The organism is Pseudomonas sp. KnCO4 (assembly GCF_045344305.1).
GTDB classification, from domain to species: Bacteria; Pseudomonadota; Gammaproteobacteria; order Pseudomonadales; family Pseudomonadaceae; genus Aquipseudomonas; species Aquipseudomonas anuradhapurensis.
The window spans coordinates 4,979,824-4,995,882 of the sequence record NZ_CP174199.1 but is presented as its reverse complement, the minus strand read 5'-3'; the positions used below and the strand labels follow the sequence as shown (position 1 = coordinate 4,995,882).

Here is a 16,059-nt window from a genome sequence, read left to right as displayed (position 1 = left end):
CCTCGTGAGCCGGGCGGTTAACATCGGGCACGGTCCTGTTTTTGACAGGCCGTGCCCTTTGTCTTTTTCATCCTCAAGAATTCTTTCGTGGCCATGAACGAGATCACCACCCCCGAACAGCTTGACCTGCAAACCGCAGCCCTGAAGGTGCCGCCGCATTCCATCGAGGCCGAACAGGCCGTGCTCGGTGGCCTGATGCTGGATAACAACGCCTGGGAGCGGGTACTGGACCAGGTATCGGACGGCGATTTCTACCGGCATGACCACCGCCTGATCTTCCGTGCCGTGCACAAGCTGGCGGACGCCAACCAGCCCTTCGACGTGGTCACGTTGCATGAGCAGCTGGACAAGGAAGGCTTGTCTTCGCAGGTCGGCGGCCTGGCGTACCTGGCCGAACTGGCCAAGAACACCCCGTCGGTGGCCAACATCAAGGCGTACGCTGCGATCATTCGCGAGCGTGCCACCCTGCGTCAGCTGATCAGCATCAGTACCGACATCGCCGACAATGCGTTCAACCCGCAAGGGCGCAATGCCGAAGAAATCCTCGACGATGCCGAGCGGCAGATCTTCCAGATCGCCGAGGCGCGGCCGAAAACCGGCGGCCCGGTAGGGGTCAACGAACTGTTGACCATGGCGATCGACCGTATCGACACGCTGTTCAACTCCGACAGCGACATCACCGGTGTTTCCACCGGCTTCACCGACCTGGACGAGAAGACCAGCGGCCTGCAGCCGGCCGACCTGATCATCGTTGCCGGCCGTCCGTCGATGGGCAAGACCACCTTCGCCATGAACCTGGTGGAGAACGCCGTACTGCGTACCGACAAGGCGGTGCTGGTGTTCTCCCTCGAGATGCCAGGTGAGTCGCTGATCATGCGTATGCTGTCGTCGCTGGGCCGTATCGACCAGACCAAGGTGCGTTCCGGCCAGCTGGACGACGACGACTGGCCGCGCCTGACTTCGGCGGTGAACCTGCTCAACGACCGCAAGCTGTTCATCGACGATACCGCCGGCATCAGCCCCTCGGAAATGCGTGCGCGCACCCGGCGCCTGGCCCGTGAACACGGCGAAATCGCCATGATCATGGTCGACTACCTGCAGCTGATGCAGATCCCCGGTTCGGCCGGTGACAACCGTACCAACGAGATTTCGGAGATCTCCCGCTCGCTCAAGGCCCTGGCCAAGGAATTCAACTGCCCGGTGATCGCCCTGTCGCAGCTGAACCGTTCCCTGGAACAGCGACCGAACAAACGCCCGGTGAACTCCGACTTGCGTGAGTCCGGTGCGATCGAGCAGGACGCCGACGTGATCATGTTCGTCTACCGTGACGAGGTGTATCACCCCGAGACCGAGCACAAGGGCGTGGCGGAAATCATCATCGGTAAACAGCGTAACGGCCCCATCGGCTTCGTACGCCTGGCATTCATCGGCAAGTACACCCGCTTCGAGAACCTTGCACCGGGCATGTACAACTTCGACGACGACGAATAACCGGGCCCGTGCAGGAGCGGCCTTGTGTCGCGATCGGGCGCGAAGCGGCCGCAAAACCGGCGAACCAGGTTATCGCTGGCAAATTGCGGTCCCCTGGCTTGCGGCCTGTGTCGCGCCTGATCGCGGCACAAGGCCGTTCCAACAGCGCGACCTTGCTCATCGGTATCCATGAATCCGACAACCATCGTCGGATTTGGTCAAAATTTGTGCTATATTCCGCGCCCGCGATTTTCCTGCACACCAGAACCGGTCACTGACATGCAAGCAGCCAAACCACTCTACGACTATCCCAAGTACTGGGCCGAATGCTTCGGGCCAGCACCTTTCCTGCCGATGAGCAGGGAGGAGATGGATCTGCTCGGCTGGGATTCCTGCGACATCATCATCGTGACCGGCGACGCTTACGTCGACCATCCATCGTTCGGCATGGCCATCATCGGCCGCCTGCTGGAAGCCCAGGGCTTCCGCGTGGGCATCATCGCCCAGCCGAACTGGCAGTCGAAAGACGACTTCATGAAGCTCGGCGAGCCGAACCTGTTCTTCGGCGTGGCTGCGGGCAACATGGACTCGATGATCAACCGCTATACCGCAGACAAGAAGATCCGTTCCGACGACGCCTACACTCCCGGCGGCCTGGCCGGCAAGCGCCCGGACCGCGCCAGCCTGGTCTATAGCCAGCGCTGCAAGGAAGCCTACAAGCACGTGCCGATCGTGCTGGGTGGCATCGAAGCGTCACTGCGCCGGATCGCCCACTACGACTACTGGCAGGACAAGGTGCGCCATTCGATCCTGATCGACGCCAGCGCCGACATTTTGCTGTTCGGCAACGCCGAGCGCGCAGTAGTCGAAGTGGCTCAGCGCCTGGCCAGCGGCGAGAAGATCGAAAGCATCACCGACGTGCGCGGTACTGCCTTCGTGCGTCGCGACACCCCCGAGGGCTGGTACGAGATCGACTCCACGCGCATCGACCGCCCGGGCCGCGTGGACAAGATCATCAACCCGTACGTCAACACCCAGGACACCCAGGCCTGCGCCATCGAGCAGGCCAAGGGCGAGGTGGAGGACCCGAACGAAGCCAAGGTGGTGCAGATTCTCGACAGCCCGCGCATGACCCGTGACAAGTCGGTCATCCGCCTGCCATCGTTCGAGAAAGTGCGTAACGACCCGGTGCTGTATGCCCACGCCAACCGTGTGCTGCACCTGGAAACCAACCCCGGCAACGCTCGCGCCCTGGTGCAGAAACATGGTGAAGTGGATGTGTGGTTCAACCCGCCACCCATTCCCATGACCACCGAGGAAATGGACTACGTGTTCGGCATGCCGTACGCCCGCGTGCCGCACCCGGCCTATGGCAAGGAGCGCATCCCGGCCTACGAGATGATCCGTTTCTCGGTGAACATCATGCGCGGCTGCTTCGGTGGCTGCACCTTCTGCTCGATCACCGAGCACGAAGGCCGCATCATCCAGAACCGCTCGCACGAGTCGATCCTGCACGAGATCGAGGAGATGCGCGACAAGGTACCGGGCTTCACCGGCGTGGTCTCCGACCTGGGCGGCCCGACCGCCAACATGTACCGCATCGCCTGCAAGAGCCCTGACATCGAGAAGCACTGCCGCAAGCCGTCGTGCGTGTTCCCTGGCATCTGCGAGAACCTCAACACCGACCACAGCTCGCTGATCGAGCTGTACCGCAAGGCGCGTGCCCTGCCGGGGGTGAAGAAGATCCTGATTGCCTCGGGCCTGCGCTACGACTTGGCCGTGGAGTCGCCGGAATACGTCAAGGAGCTGGTCACCCACCATGTCGGTGGCTACCTGAAGATCGCCCCGGAGCACACCGAGCGTGGCCCGCTGGACAAGATGATGAAGCCGGGCATTGGTACCTACGACCGCTTCAAGCGCATGTTCGAGAAGTTCTCGAAAGAGGCGGGCAAGGAGCAGTACCTGATCCCGTACTTCATCGCCGCGCACCCGGGCACCACCGACGAAGACATGATGAACCTGGCCCTGTGGCTGAAGGGCAACGGCTTCCGCGCCGACCAGGTGCAGGCGTTCTACCCGTCGCCGATGGCCTCGGCCACGGCCATGTACCACTCGGGCAAGAACCCGCTGCGCAAGGTGACCTACAAGAGCGAAGGCGTGGAAATCGTCAAGAGCGAGGAGCAGCGACGCCTGCACAAGGCGTTCCTGCGCTACCACGACCCGAAGGGCTGGCCGATGCTGCGTGAAGCGTTGCAGCGCATGGGCCGCGCCGACCTGATCGGGCCGGGCAAGCACCAGCTGATCCCGTTGCACCAGCCGCAGACCGACAGCTACCAGAGCGCGCGCCGCAAGAACTCGACCCCGGCGGGCAGCCACAAGGTGGGCAAGGAGCAGAAGATCCTTACCCAGCACACCGGCCTGCCGCCACGTGGCAGTGATGGCAGCAAGCCGTGGGACAAGCGCGAAAAGGCCAAGGCCGAGGCGTTTGCGCGAAACCAGCAGGCGGCCAAGGAGCGCAAGGAAGCGGGCAAGGGTGGCAAGGGCAACAAGAAGCCGCGTCAGCCAGTTATCCCGCGTTAACTGGCGATTTTGGGGCTGCTTTGCAGCCCATCGCGACACAAGGCCGCTCCTGCACCGACCGCGAGCACCCGGAACTGTAGGGTTTGCACACTCATTGTAGGAGCGGCCTTGTGTCGCGATGGGCCGCAAAGCGGTGCCAAAATCTCAGGTTCAGTCAGGTTTCCTGTCGACCCACTTCGGCGCCACCGGCGCGACGAAGCTGTCCATCCCGTCCAGCAGCTCGTCAGGCTGCTGCCCCAGCAGCAACATCGCCCGATGCTGCGGCCGCACGAAGCCTTGTTCGACGATATGGTCGAGGAACCCGCCCAGCTTCTCGTAGAAACCATTCACATCGAGCAGGCCCAGCGGCTTGGCGTGATAGCCCAGTTGCCCCCAGGTCCATGTTTCGAACAATTCTTCCAGCGTGCCCAGCCCACCCGGCAGGGCAATGAACGCATCGCTCAGCTCGGCCATGCGTGCCTTGCGCGCGTGCATGCCGTCGACCACTTCCAGGCGGCTGAGACCCTTGTGGCCGATTTCGGCATTCATCAGGCTTTGCGGGATGATCCCGATCACTTCGCCGCCGGCCGCCATGGCCGCGTCGGCAACGGTGCCCATCAGGCCAACCGCGCCACCGCCATAGACCAGGGTCAGGCCGCGGCGGGCAATCGCCTGGCCCAGCGCAACGGCCGCTTCACGATAGGCAGGGTTGGCGCCGATGCTGGCGCCGCAGAACACACAAACGGAACGTACGGGCATTGCTCATCTCCAGTCACTCAGGCTGACAGGGTAAGGCCCATGCAATGCAGTTCCAAGGCAGGTTTCATTCCGGGCGGGAGAATTCGCAGATTGCACCGGTGGCGCCATGGGCGTAGGCCGCCAGCAGGCTGTTCATCAGGCTACCAAGGGTCATTTCGTATTGCTCCTAAATGAGAGGTTGTCCCATCGTCCAATAAAAGGGCATGATGTGCTCTTGAATTGGTTGTATACAATCGATTGAACAATTCTACTGGCTGGCCGCTTGACAGCCCCTTGACCCATATCAGCAAGGGGCTGAACGGTTTCAGGCAGTCTCGCAATTGATAAAACCCTGCCAAGGAGATTCATGATGTTTGCGAAAGCTGTAGCGGTATCCCTGCTGACCCTCGCCAGCGCCTCTGTCTTCGCAGCCGAGTGCTCGGTAACTGTCGACTCGACCGACCAGATGTCCTTCAACACCAAGGAAATCGTCATCGACAAGAGCTGCAAGCAATTCACTGTGAACCTGGAGCATTCGGGCAAGCTGCCGAAGAACGTCATGGGCCACAACATTGTCATCAGCAAGGCAGCTGATATGCAGCCGATCGCTAGCGAAGGCCTGAGCGCTGGTATCGATAAGGCCTATCTGAAAGAGGGTGACGAGCGTGTCATCGCTCACACCAAGATCATTGGCGCGGGCGAAAAAGATTCTGTGACCTTTGATGTGTCCAAGTTGGCAGCTGGCACAGACTACGGCTTCTTCTGCTCGTTCCCGGGCCACATCTCGATGATGAAAGGCACGGTCGTCGTCAAGTAATCAAAGCTGTGTAGGCTGTTCGGGCCTATTCGCGGGCTTGCCCGCTCCCACAGGTACACCACAATGCTCAGCAACTGGTGTACCTGTGGGAGCGGGCGAGCCCGCGAAGCTTTTAAGGGGCGAACGGCAGTTCGCGCTTGTGCTGGGTCTTGCGGTAGGTAGCGACGATGATGTCGAACGCTTCCTGGTCAACCGGCAGCCCATGCAGGAAGGCATCGATCTGCTGGTAGGTCACGCCATGGGACGCTTCATCCGGCTTGCCCGGCTCGAGGTCTTCCAGGTCTGCGGTCGGCACCTTCTCCACCAGTGATTCCGGCGCTCCAAAGCTGCGCGCAATCGCCCGCACCTGGTTTTTCACCAGCCCGCTCAGCGGCGCCAGGTCGCATGCCCCATCGCCGAACTTGGTAAAGAAGCCCATCACCGCTTCGGCAGCGTGGTCGGTGCCGATCACCAGGCCCCCGCGTGCACCGGCCAGGGTGTACTGGGCAATCATGCGGGTGCGTGCCTTGACGTTACCGACGACGAAATCCACCAAGGTCGGCGAACCGTTCTTCAGTTCCTTCACTTCGCCAGCCAGGGCTTTTACCGCCGGGGCGATATCGATGGTGTGTACTTCATCGGCCTTGATCACCTCCAGGCAGGCCTGGGCGTCGTGTTCATCATGCTGGACATGGTAAGGCAGGCGCACCGCGATGAAGGTATAGGCCTTGTCACCGGTCTCGGCACGCAGCTCGTTGATGGCACGTTGGGCGAGCAGGGCCGCGGTCAGCGAGTCGACGCCGCCGCTGATGCCCAGCACCAGGGTCTTGAGCCGGGCGTTGGCCAGGCAATCCTTGATGAACGCCACGCGCCGGGCGACTTCGGCCTCGAGCGCGGCGGCGTCGGCGAACGGCGGCTGTACCTTCAGCGCCTGGGCAATCTCTTGCTGAACCGCTTGCATGGGTTACTCCTTGCTGGGGACTTTGAATACGTGGCGCATATAGGCGACGAAGTTCTCGTCGCGGCATTGGGTCTTGGCGGCTTCGTCGGAAATCTTCGCCACTGGCGCGCCATTGCAGTCGGTCATTTTAAGCACGATGCTCATCGGCGCCACGCCCGGGATGTCACAGGTGAGGTTGGTGCCGATGCCAAAGCTCACGTTGATGCGACCGCGCAGCGCGCGGAAGATTTCCAGGGAACGGGTCAGGTTGAGACCATCGGAGAACACCAGGGTCTTGGTCATCGGGTCGATACCCAGTTTCTGGTAGTGGGCGATGGCCTTTTCTGCCCAGGCCACCGGTTCGCCGGAGTCATGCCGCAAGCCGTCGAACAGCTTGGCGAAGTACAGGTCGAAATCGCCGAGGAAGGCATCCATGGTGATGCAGTCGGTCAGGGCGATGCCGAGCAGGCCGCGGTACTCGCGCACCCAGCAGTCCAGCGCGGCGATCTGGCTGTCGATCAGCCGCGGGCCGAGTTGCTGGTGGGCCATGATCCATTCGTGAGCCATGGTGCCCAACGGCTTGATATCCAGTTTCCATGCCAGATCGACGTTGCTGGTGCCGACGAAGCGGGCCGGGAAGTCGTCGCGCAGTACGCGCACCACTTCTTCCTGCACCCGGCTGGAAAAGCGCCGGCGAGTGCCGAAGTCAGCCACTTGCAGTTCGGCCAGTTCCTCGGCGCTGGCATGCGCGCGCAGCCAGTCGAACTTGCGGTATAGCTGGTCGCGCGCTTCGGCCAGGCGCATGCGGGGGTGCAGGTGGCGGTTGCGCACTTCGCTGATGATCGCCAGCAATGGCACTTCGAACAGAATCACGTGCAGCCAGGGGCCTTTCAGGCGCAGGAACAGTTGATCGTTCTCTATCCCCAGGCGCACGTAACGCAGGTTGAAGCGGAACAGGCGCAGAAAACGCAGGAAGTCAGGCTTTAGGAAGCTGATGCGTTCGAGGAAGGCCAACTGGCCGTCATCCAGGGTCAGGTCGCTGAGCTTTTCCAACTGCTGACGGATCTCGCCAAGATAGGGGCGCAGGTCCTCGCCGTTGCGGCAGCGGAATTCCCATTCGACGTCGGCGTCCGGGTAGTTGTGCAGCACGCCCTGCATCATCGTCAGTTTGTAGAAGTCGGTGTCGAGCAGGTTGTGCACGATGCGCTCGGCGAATGCGCTCTCGCTCATCAAAGGGGCTCCGGAAGCGGCGAATGGCGGACATTGTGCCAGCCTTTTGCGGCTTGTTGGGCCTGTACCGGCCTCTTCGCGGGTAAACCCGCTCCCACAGGTACTGCACCGCCCTTGAGCCTAGTGGGGACTCTGTGGGAGCGGGTTCACCCGCGAAGAGGCCGGAACTGCCAAAACCGCGTGTTTTTCCGTGCACCCGCCAGCCTTGAAACGGTGCCGCCTGTAGCAGTCGCGCACCAGCAGTGTGCAGTTCGGTGACGTCCGCTGTTACAGGCCGGTTGCACGTAAACACTTGGCAGGGTTGCAATGATGGCACCCAGCGGTTGCTCCTTGTCTGTACGTGTGGTGGCGCCCGCCGCGCGGCAGACGGTTGCACGCTCAATAAAGAAAAGGCCGTCGGTCGCCTGCAGACGGCCTCTACGGTGTGTTTTTGCGGAAGACAAAACCGATGGCACGGCCCTTGCTCTGAGCACAGTGCTGAGAAGTTGTAGTGCCAACCAAAAAAACTCTAGGAGCACCACCTCATGTCGCAGACGTTTTACAAGAAAGGTTTCCTGGCTCTGGCCGTAGCTACGGCACTGGGTGTTTCTTCGTATGTTCAGGCCGACGTCAAGATCGGTGTAGCGGGCCCGATGACCGGGGCAAACGCAGCGTTTGGCGAGCAGTACATGAAAGGTGCGCAAGCAGCGGCCGACAAGATCAACGCCGCCGGTGGCGTGAATGGCGAGAAGATTGTCCTGGTCAAGGGCGATGACGCCTGCGAACCGAAGCAGGCCGTGGCCGTGGCCAACCGCCTGGTCGACCAGGACAAGGTGATCGGCGTGGTCGGACACTTCTGTTCTTCCAATACCATCCCGGCTTCCGAGGTGTACGACGAGGCTGGGGTCATTGCCATCACCCCAGGCTCTACCAACCCGCAGGTGACCGAGCGCGGCCTTTCAGCGATGTTCCGCATGTGCGGGCGTGACGACCAGCAGGGTATCGTCGCTGGCGACTACATCGTTGACGTGCTCAAGGGCAAGAAGGTCGCGGTGCTGCACGACAAGGACACCTACGGCCAGGGCCTGGCCGACGCGACCAAGGCGCAGCTGGAAAAACGCGATGTCAAGCCGGTGCTGTACGAAGGCCTGACCCGTGGCGAGAAGGACTTCAGCGCGGTGGTCACCAAGATCCGCTCCACCGGTGCCGACGTGGTGTACTTCGGTGGCCTGCACCCGGAAGCCGGCCCGCTGGTGCGCCAGCTGCGCGAGCAGGGCCTGAAGGACGTCAAGTTCATGTCCGATGATGGCATCGTCACCGACGAACTGGTGTCCACCGCAGGCGGCGCGCAGTACGTCGACGGCGTGTACATGACCTTCGGTGCCGACCCGCGCCTGCTGCCGGACAGCAAGGCGGTGGTGGAGGAGTTCCGCAAGAATGGCACCGAGCCGGAAGGCTACACCCTGTACGCCTACGCTTCGCTGCAGGCCCTGGCCGCTGCTTTCAACGGCGCCAAGTCGAACAAGGGCGAAGACGCTGCCAAGTGGCTCAAGGCCAACCCGGTGCAGACCGTCATGGGCGAGAAGAAGTGGGACAGCAAGGGTGACCTGACCGTGTCCGACTACGTGGTCTACCAGTGGGATGCCCAAGGCAAGTACCACCAGCTGGAAAAACAAAAATAACAACGGCCCACGGCCCGGGCTCAGGCCCGGGCCCAAGCCCCGCGGTACCTGTCTTTATCCGTAGATCTGCACAGTACTGCGCTGCGAGGGCCGCCTAGTCGCAAGGCCCGCCGTGGTCGGCGCTCGTGCAATCTCAATCAGGTGAGATTGCGTTATGGATGGTATTTTCCTGCAGCAACTGGTCAACGGCCTGACCCTCGGGTCGGTCTATGGCCTGATCGCCATCGGCTACACAATGGTCTATGGCATCATCGGCATGATCAACTTCGCGCACGGCGAGGTGTACATGATTTCCGCGTACCTCGCGGCAATCAGCCTGGCATTGCTGGCTTACTTCGGTATCGAGTCGTTCCCCCTGCTGATGCTGGGCACCCTGTTGTTCACCATCGTCGTCACCGGCGTGTACGGCTTCACCATTGAACGCATCGCCTACAAACCCCTGCGCAACTCCACCCGGCTGGCACCGCTGATCAGTGCCATCGGCATTTCGCTGATCCTGCAGAACTACGCGCAGATCAGCCAGGGCGCCCGCCAGCAAGGCGTGCCGACCCTGCTCGAAGGCGCCTGGCGCGTCGACGTGGGCACCGGTTTCGTACAACTGACCTATACCAAGATCTTCATCCTGGTGGCCGCATTCGTGGGCATGGGCCTGCTCACCTACGTGATCAAGTACACCAAGCTTGGCCGCATGTGCCGGGCTACCCAGCAAGACCGCAAGATGGCCTCGATCCTCGGCATCAACACCGACCGGGTGATCTCCTACGTGTTCGTCATCGGTGCGGTGATGGCCGCCCTGGCTGGCGTGCTGATTACCATGAACTACGGCACCTTCGACTTCTACGCCGGCTTCATCATCGGCATCAAGGCGTTCACCGCCGCGGTGCTCGGCGGGATCGGCTCGCTGCCTGGCGCCATGCTCGGCGGGATCATCCTGGGTATTTCCGAGTCGCTGTTCTCCGGCCTGATCAACTCCGACTACAAGGACGTGTTCAGCTTCTCGCTGCTGGTGATGATCCTTATCTTCCGCCCACAAGGCCTGCTGGGTCGCCCGCTCGTGGCTAAGGTGTGAACATGTCCATTGCCAAAACTGCCGTTGTTTCCGAAACCAAGGGTTTCGACCTTAAACGCAGCCTGCTGGAGACCATCGTCGCCGGCCTGCTGGCACTCATCGTGTTTGGCCCGATCGTTGGCGTGGTCCTCGATGGCTACAGCTTCAATGCCGAGCCGCGTCGCGTGGCCTGGCTGGTCGGCGGGGTGATGCTGGGGCGCTTCCTGCTCAGCCTGTACCTGCAGACCGCCGCCGGTACGCGCATGCTGCAGGGCTTCGAAAGCGGTGGCTCGGGCGTGCACGTGCGCGCGCCGGACTACGTGTCGCGCCTGCGCTATATCATCCCGGCGCTGGTGGTGATTGCCATCGTCTTCCCGATCTTCGCCAACAAGTACCTGTTGACCGTGGTCATCCTTGGCCTGATCTACGTGCTGCTCGGCCTCGGCCTGAACATCGTGGTCGGCCTGGCCGGCCTGCTCGACCTCGGCTACGTGGCGTTCTATGCCATCGGCGCCTACGGCCTGGCGCTGGGCTACCAGTACCTCGGCCTGGGCTTCTGGAGCGTGCTGCCGCTGGCGGCCATCGCAGCGGCGCTGGCGGGCTGTATCCTCGGCTTCCCGGTGCTGCGGATGCACGGTGACTACCTGGCGATCGTGACCCTGGGCTTCGGTGAGATCATCCGCCTGGTACTGAACAACTGGCTGTCGTTCACCGGTGGCCCGAACGGCATGCCGGCGCCGTCGCCGACCTTCTTCGGCCTGGAGTTCGGCCGCCGGGCCAAGGACGGTGGGGTACCGATCCACGAGTTCTTCGGCTTCGAATACAACGCCAACCTCAAGTTCGTGTTCATCTACGCGGTGCTGTTCATGGTCGTGCTGGCGGTGCTGTACATCAAGCACCGCCTGACCCGCATGCCGGTCGGCCGGGCCTGGGAAGCACTGCGCGAGGACGAGATCGCCTGCCGCTCGATGGGCCTGAACCATGTGTTGGTGAAACTCTCGGCGTTTACCCTGGGCGCCTCTACTGCTGGCCTGGCGGGGGTGTTCTTCGCGACCTACCAGGGCTTCGTCAACCCGTCGTCGTTCACCTTCTTCGAGTCGGCACTGATTCTTGCCATCGTCGTGCTCGGCGGCATGGGCTCGACCGTGGGCGTGGTGATCGCGGCCTTCGTCCTGACCGTGGCGCCAGAGCTGCTGCGCAGCTTCTCGGAATACCGGGTGCTGCTGTTCGGTGTGCTCATGGTGTTGATGATGATCTGGCGACCGCGTGGGCTGATCCGCATCAGCCGTACCGGTGTGACCCCGCGTAAAGGAGTGGCGCCATGAGCGACGATATCATTCTCTCGGTCGACAACCTGATGATGCAGTTCGGCGGCATCAAGGCACTCAGCGATGTCAGCCTGAAAGTCAGGCGCAACCAGATCTTCGCCCTGATCGGCCCCAACGGCGCCGGCAAGACCACGGTGTTCAACTGCCTCACCGGCTTCTACAAGGCCAGCGGCGGGCGCATCGAGCTGAATGTGCGCGACAGCCACACCAATGTCATCCAGCTGCTCGGCGAGCGCTTCCAGGCGGCGGACTTCGTCTCGCCGGCGCGCTTTGCCAACCGCCTGTACTACAAGATGTTCGGCGGTACCCACCTGGTCAACCGCGCCGGCCTGGCACGCACCTTCCAGAACATTCGCCTGTTCAAGGAAATGTCGGTGGTGGAAAACCTGCTGGTGGCCCAGCACATGTGGGTCAACCGCAACCTGCTGGCCGGGGTGCTCAACACCAAGGCCTACCGCAAGGCCGAAAGCGATGCGCTGGACCATGCGTTCTACTGGTTGGAGGTGGTCGACCTGGTCGATTGCGCCAACCGCCTGGCCGGTGAATTGTCGTACGGCCAGCAGCGCCGCCTGGAAATCGCCCGGGCCATGTGCACGCGGCCGAAGATCATCTGCCTGGACGAACCGGCGGCTGGCCTGAACCCGCAGGAAACCGAGGCCCTCAGCCGCATGATCCGCGTGCTGCGCGACGAGCACGACATCACCGTGGTGCTGATCGAGCACGACATGGGCATGGTCATGAGTATTTCTGACCATATCGTGGTGCTCGACCACGGCAACGTGATTGCCGAAGGCGCGCCGCAGGATATCCGCCACAACCCGACGGTGATCGCCGCCTACCTGGGTGCCGATGAAGAGGAACTGGTATGACTGCACCCATTCTCGAACTGAAGGACCTGGACGTGTTCTACGGGCCGATCCAGGCGCTGAAAAAGGTGTCGATGCACATCAACGAGGGCGAGACAGTCAGCCTGATCGGCGCCAACGGTGCCGGCAAGTCGACCTTGCTGATGTCGATTTTCGGCCAGCCGCGGGCGGCGTCGGGGCAAATCGTCTATCGCGGTACCGACATTACCCGCAAATCGTCGCATTACATCGCTTCCAACGGCATCGCCCAGTCGCCGGAAGGGCGCCGCGTGTTCCCCGACATGACCGTCGAGGAAAACCTGATGATGGGCACCATCCCTATCGGCGACAAGCATGCCGACGAAGACATGCAGCGCATGTACGAGCTGTTCCCGCGGCTGAAGGAGCGGCGTAACCAGCGGGCCATGACCATGTCCGGTGGCGAGCAGCAGATGCTGGCGATTGCCCGGGCGCTGATGAGCCGTCCGAAGTTGTTGCTGCTGGACGAGCCATCGCTGGGGCTGGCGCCGATCGTGGTCAAGCAGATCTTCTCGACCCTGCGCGAACTGGCCAAGACCGGGATGACCATCTTCCTGGTGGAGCAGAACGCCAACCATGCACTGAAACTCTCGGACCGGGCCTATGTGATGGTCAACGGGCAGATTCGCATGACCGGCACGGGGCAGGAGCTATTGGTTAACGAGGAAGTGCGCAACGCTTATCTGGGCGGTCATTGAGTGGTATCCGGGGCTGCAAACGCAGCCCCGTTCGCTATGTGGACAACCTGTTTCACATCCTTCCAGAAATACTCCACAAGCGCGTCGCAAGCCATTGTTTGCACAGGCTGATGTTTTCCACGGTTAATGTGGAGCCGCCTGTGGAAAACATGGTGGCACCTGGCGCGGGCCCTTGAACCGCAAGGGTTGCAGCTGCATGGTTATTTTTTGATCAGAAGCCTTCTGTGGGTGATTTTCACTGCTCTGGCGAGGCCTGCAGCCTCGCCCAGCGCAGCGAACAGCCTGTGGATAACTCTGTGAAAAACCCTTGGACAGACCGCTGCACGCGGCATGCTTGAAAGCCTTGCGCCATCACCTTGAAGATATCCACCGACCCCGCCACGCTGAAAGGGTTCCGCCCAGCAGACAAGTTGCCCCCAATCGATGGGGAAAGCCTTGTGGATAACATGCGCATAGCTGGCGCCGCGCCCTCTGCAGCAAGGGTTTGCCGGTTATGAACAAAAAATGACCAGGGGCCTCGACGGCTTGCTGCCAGCGCCCGGCGCGGGCATGCTGCAAAGCTGCCGATGACAACCTACCGTGAGGAACAGAGCATGACGTCCACCGTATTCATCACTGGCGCGACTTCCGGTTTCGGCGAGGCCACTGCTCGCCGCTTTGCCGAGGCCGGCTGGAAACTGGTCCTCACTGGCCGTCGCAAGGAGCGCCTGGACGCCCTGTGCGCCGAGCTGGCAGCCAAGACCGAAGTGCATGGGCTGGTGCTCGACGTGCGGGATCGCAAGGCCATGGAGCAAGCCATCGCCAACCTGCCGGCAGGCTTCGACAAGTTGCGAGGGCTGGTCAACAACGCCGGCCTCGCGTTGGGCGTGGATGCGGCGCAGAACTGCAGCCTGGACGACTGGGAAACCATGGTCGATACCAACATCAAGGGGCTGATCTACACCACCCGCCTGCTGCTGCCACGCCTAATCGCCCATGGCCGCGGCGCCTCGATCCTCAACGTGGGCTCGGTGGCAGGCAACTACCCGTACCCGGGCAGCAACGTGTATGGCGGTACCAAGGCGTTCGTCGGCCAGTTCTCGCTGAGCCTGCGCTGCGACCTGCGCGGCACCGGGGTGCGCGTGAGCAACATCGAGCCGGGCCTGTGCGAGAGTGAATTCTCGCTGGTGCGCTTCGGCGGTGACCAGGCCAAGTACGATGCGACCTACGCCGGTGCCGAGCCAATCCAGCCGCAGGACATCGCCGAGACCATTTTCTGGATCCTCAACCAGCCGGCGCACATCAACATCAACAGCCTGGAGCTGATGCCGGTTAGCCAGGATTGGGCAGGGTTCTCGATCGACCGGTCAGCCAAGGGTTGAGTTGCCACCTGGTCGGCTAGTGCGCCTGAGCCGCGCCCCAGATGGTGGACAGGTGTCCGACATCTGGGGCGCAGCTCAGCCCTTTGTAGGAGCGGCCTTGTGTCGCGAAAGGGCTGCAGAGCAGCCCCGGCAATTTGTGCATATACGCTGAAACCCCGGGGCTGCTCTGCAGCCCTTTCGCGACACAAGGCCGCTCCTACAGGGGCAATGCGCATCTATGGGCCGCTGCAGCGTCAGCCCAGGCGTTGCAAGCCTTCCAGGCACGTCGCCAGGTGGTAGGGGGTGGTCGAAGGCATATCATGGCGGCTGACCGCTCCCTCGCCGTCCCGACACTCATACCAGCCCGCTTGTCGCAGGAACCGCGCTTGCAGCGCCTGCAACTGCCCCGCCAGCTTCGCCTCGCCGCCTACGCGCAACACCAACGCCCGCAGGTATTCCGCCTGCGCCCAGATGCGCTGGGTGGCATCCAATACCTGGCCATCCACAGCCAGCATCGCCAGCACTGCCCCATCCTTCACCCCGTACTGCTCGGCAAAGCCGAACGCCCGGTCGATGGAGGCATGCAGCGGCGTGTCACGCAGCAGCGGCGAGGTGTGCAGCAGGTAGAACCACTCGAACTGGTGCCCTGGTTCGAACCAGTTATCCACAGCGCCACGGGGTTTTTCCAGCATCAGGCCATGGGCCGGCTCGATGAAGTGCGCCTGCAGGGCATCGCACAGCTGCAGCAGCGACTGCCGGGTATGTTCGTCTTCACGTACTGCCAGCACTTGCAGGAACGCTTCGGCCAGATGCATCTGTGGGTTCTGCAGCGGGCCGCTGCCCAGGTCGGCCCAGTCTTCGCCCAGGCTGGCTTCGTACAAGCCATCGTCACGGGCGAACTGCTGGTCGATGATGTCCAGCGCTGCATTCAAGGTGGACTCCACCAGGCTTTCGCGCACCTTGCCCCAGTAGTGCGCGCAGGCGAACACGATGAAGGCGTGGGTATACAGGTCCTTGCGCCGGTCCAGCGGCTTGCCCTGGGCGTCGATACTGTAGAACCAGCCGCCGTGTTCGGCGTCGTGGAAGTGCTTCTGCAACGAGCGGAACAGGGCGGCTGCCCGTTCGGCGGCACCAGGCTGCCCGATGCGGCTGCTGAACAGGTACAACTGGCGCGCGCAGGCCATGGCCCGGTAGCGCTGCACCGGCAAGGGCCGCTGCTCGGCGTCCAGGGCTTCGTAGGGCAGGGCCATGTCGGCGTTCCAGCCCGGGCCTTGCCACAACGGCACGATGCGTTCGGCGAAATGCTGGATGAAGCGGGCCAGTTCGGGCAGGGTGTGGCGGGGGTTGGACATTTAGGCGCTCGTCGC

General features: G+C 62.3%; 13 protein-coding genes. 9 read left to right on the top strand and 4 right to left on the bottom strand.

Features of this window, described 5'->3' with window-relative positions:
* The first annotated feature begins 93 nt into the window (after positions 1–93).
* Together dnaB and ACJA3S_RS23110 are read left to right on the top strand one after the other, a co-directional pair.
* A complete protein-coding gene (dnaB, locus tag ACJA3S_RS23115; RefSeq protein ID WP_170033000.1) occupies positions 94–1,491 on the top strand; it encodes a replicative DNA helicase in 1,398 nt (465 codons plus the stop codon).
* Between the two features lie 258 nt (positions 1,492–1,749).
* Positions 1,750–4,050, top strand: coding sequence for a YgiQ family radical SAM protein (locus ACJA3S_RS23110; protein ID WP_406820125.1), 2,301 nt, complete (start codon positions 1,750–1,752; stop codon positions 4,048–4,050).
* A gap of 150 nt (positions 4,051–4,200) precedes the next feature.
* Here ACJA3S_RS23110 and ACJA3S_RS23105 read toward each other — a convergent pair whose 3' ends face one another.
* Positions 4,201–4,788: a TIGR00730 family Rossman fold protein gene (locus ACJA3S_RS23105; RefSeq protein ID WP_406820124.1), complete on the bottom strand. Its 588-nt coding sequence runs from the start codon at positions 4,786–4,788 to the stop codon at positions 4,201–4,203.
* Between the two features lie 349 nt (positions 4,789–5,137).
* Here ACJA3S_RS23105 and azu point away from each other — a divergent pair, with 349 nt between their 5' ends.
* On the top strand, positions 5,138–5,584 hold the full coding sequence (gene azu / locus ACJA3S_RS23100) for an azurin (RefSeq protein WP_406822295.1): 447 nt from the start codon (positions 5,138–5,140) through the stop codon (positions 5,582–5,584).
* A gap of 112 nt (positions 5,585–5,696) precedes the next feature.
* On the opposite strand, the gene nadE is transcribed toward azu, so the two are convergent.
* Positions 5,697–6,524, bottom strand: a complete 828-nt coding sequence (gene nadE, locus ACJA3S_RS23095) for an ammonia-dependent NAD(+) synthetase (protein ID WP_406820123.1) — start codon at positions 6,522–6,524, stop codon at positions 5,697–5,699.
* A 3-nt stretch (positions 6,525–6,527) separates the two neighbouring features.
* The gene (gene pncB, locus ACJA3S_RS23090) at positions 6,528–7,733 is read right to left on the bottom strand and encodes a nicotinate phosphoribosyltransferase (protein WP_406820122.1); all 1,206 of its coding nucleotides are present in this window, start codon (positions 7,731–7,733) and stop codon (positions 6,528–6,530) included.
* A 524-nt stretch (positions 7,734–8,257) separates the two neighbouring features.
* On the opposite strand from pncB, the gene ACJA3S_RS23085 reads away from it, so the two are divergent.
* The 6 genes from ACJA3S_RS23085 (at position 8,258) to ACJA3S_RS23060 (ending at position 14,713) form a co-directional block, all read left to right on the top strand.
* Positions 8,258–9,394 carry a branched-chain amino acid ABC transporter substrate-binding protein gene (locus ACJA3S_RS23085; RefSeq protein WP_406820121.1) on the top strand — a complete coding sequence of 379 codons (1,137 nt, stop codon included), beginning with the start codon at positions 8,258–8,260 and terminating at the stop codon, positions 9,392–9,394.
* 154 nt (positions 9,395–9,548) lie between these two features.
* Positions 9,549–10,463, top strand: coding sequence for an ABC transporter permease subunit (locus ACJA3S_RS23080; protein WP_317409451.1), 915 nt, complete (start codon positions 9,549–9,551; stop codon positions 10,461–10,463).
* A gap of 2 nt (positions 10,464–10,465) precedes the next feature.
* Positions 10,466–11,767, top strand: a complete 1,302-nt coding sequence (livM, locus tag ACJA3S_RS23075) for a high-affinity branched-chain amino acid ABC transporter permease LivM (RefSeq protein ID WP_406820120.1) — start codon at positions 10,466–10,468, stop codon at positions 11,765–11,767.
* On the top strand, positions 11,764–12,639 hold the full coding sequence (locus ACJA3S_RS23070; RefSeq protein ID WP_406820119.1) for an ABC transporter ATP-binding protein: 876 nt from the start codon (positions 11,764–11,766) through the stop codon (positions 12,637–12,639). The genes livM and ACJA3S_RS23070 overlap by 4 nt, the downstream gene beginning before the upstream one ends.
* Positions 12,636–13,352: an ABC transporter ATP-binding protein gene (locus tag ACJA3S_RS23065; protein ID WP_400612069.1), complete on the top strand. Its 717-nt coding sequence runs from the start codon at positions 12,636–12,638 to the stop codon at positions 13,350–13,352. Before ACJA3S_RS23070 ends, ACJA3S_RS23065 begins: the two co-directional genes overlap by 4 nt.
* Before the next feature lie 593 nt (positions 13,353–13,945).
* On the top strand, positions 13,946–14,713 hold the full coding sequence (locus ACJA3S_RS23060; protein ID WP_406820118.1) for an SDR family oxidoreductase: 768 nt from the start codon (positions 13,946–13,948) through the stop codon (positions 14,711–14,713).
* A 233-nt stretch (positions 14,714–14,946) separates the two neighbouring features.
* On the opposite strand, the gene ACJA3S_RS23055 is transcribed toward ACJA3S_RS23060, so the two are convergent.
* Positions 14,947–16,044 carry an AGE family epimerase/isomerase gene (locus ACJA3S_RS23055; protein WP_406820117.1) on the bottom strand — a complete coding sequence of 366 codons (1,098 nt, stop codon included), beginning with the start codon at positions 16,042–16,044 and terminating at the stop codon, positions 14,947–14,949.
* Positions 16,045–16,059 lie beyond the last annotated feature (15 nt).

Coding starts and splice junctions, on each gene's coding strand:
- ACJA3S_RS23065 (WP_400612069.1), top strand. CDS start 12,636: ATGACTGCACCCATTCTCGAACTGAAGGACCTGGACGTGTTCTACGGG.
- ACJA3S_RS23080 (WP_317409451.1), top strand. CDS start 9,549: ATGGATGGTATTTTCCTGCAGCAACTGGTCAACGGCCTGACCCTCGGG.
- nadE (WP_406820123.1), bottom strand. CDS start 6,524: ATGCAAGCGGTTCAGCAAGAGATTGCCCAGGCGCTGAAGGTACAGCCG.
- ACJA3S_RS23105 (WP_406820124.1), bottom strand. CDS start 4,788: ATGCCCGTACGTTCCGTTTGTGTGTTCTGCGGCGCCAGCATCGGCGCC.
- ACJA3S_RS23070 (WP_406820119.1), top strand. CDS start 11,764: ATGAGCGACGATATCATTCTCTCGGTCGACAACCTGATGATGCAGTTC.
- livM (WP_406820120.1), top strand. CDS start 10,466: ATGTCCATTGCCAAAACTGCCGTTGTTTCCGAAACCAAGGGTTTCGAC.
- ACJA3S_RS23085 (WP_406820121.1), top strand. CDS start 8,258: ATGTCGCAGACGTTTTACAAGAAAGGTTTCCTGGCTCTGGCCGTAGCT.
- dnaB (WP_170033000.1), top strand. CDS start 94: ATGAACGAGATCACCACCCCCGAACAGCTTGACCTGCAAACCGCAGCC.
- ACJA3S_RS23060 (WP_406820118.1), top strand. CDS start 13,946: ATGACGTCCACCGTATTCATCACTGGCGCGACTTCCGGTTTCGGCGAG.
- ACJA3S_RS23055 (WP_406820117.1), bottom strand. CDS start 16,044: ATGTCCAACCCCCGCCACACCCTGCCCGAACTGGCCCGCTTCATCCAG.
- pncB (WP_406820122.1), bottom strand. CDS start 7,733: ATGAGCGAGAGCGCATTCGCCGAGCGCATCGTGCACAACCTGCTCGAC.
- azu (WP_406822295.1), top strand. CDS start 5,138: ATGTTTGCGAAAGCTGTAGCGGTATCCCTGCTGACCCTCGCCAGCGCC.
- ACJA3S_RS23110 (WP_406820125.1), top strand. CDS start 1,750: ATGCAAGCAGCCAAACCACTCTACGACTATCCCAAGTACTGGGCCGAA.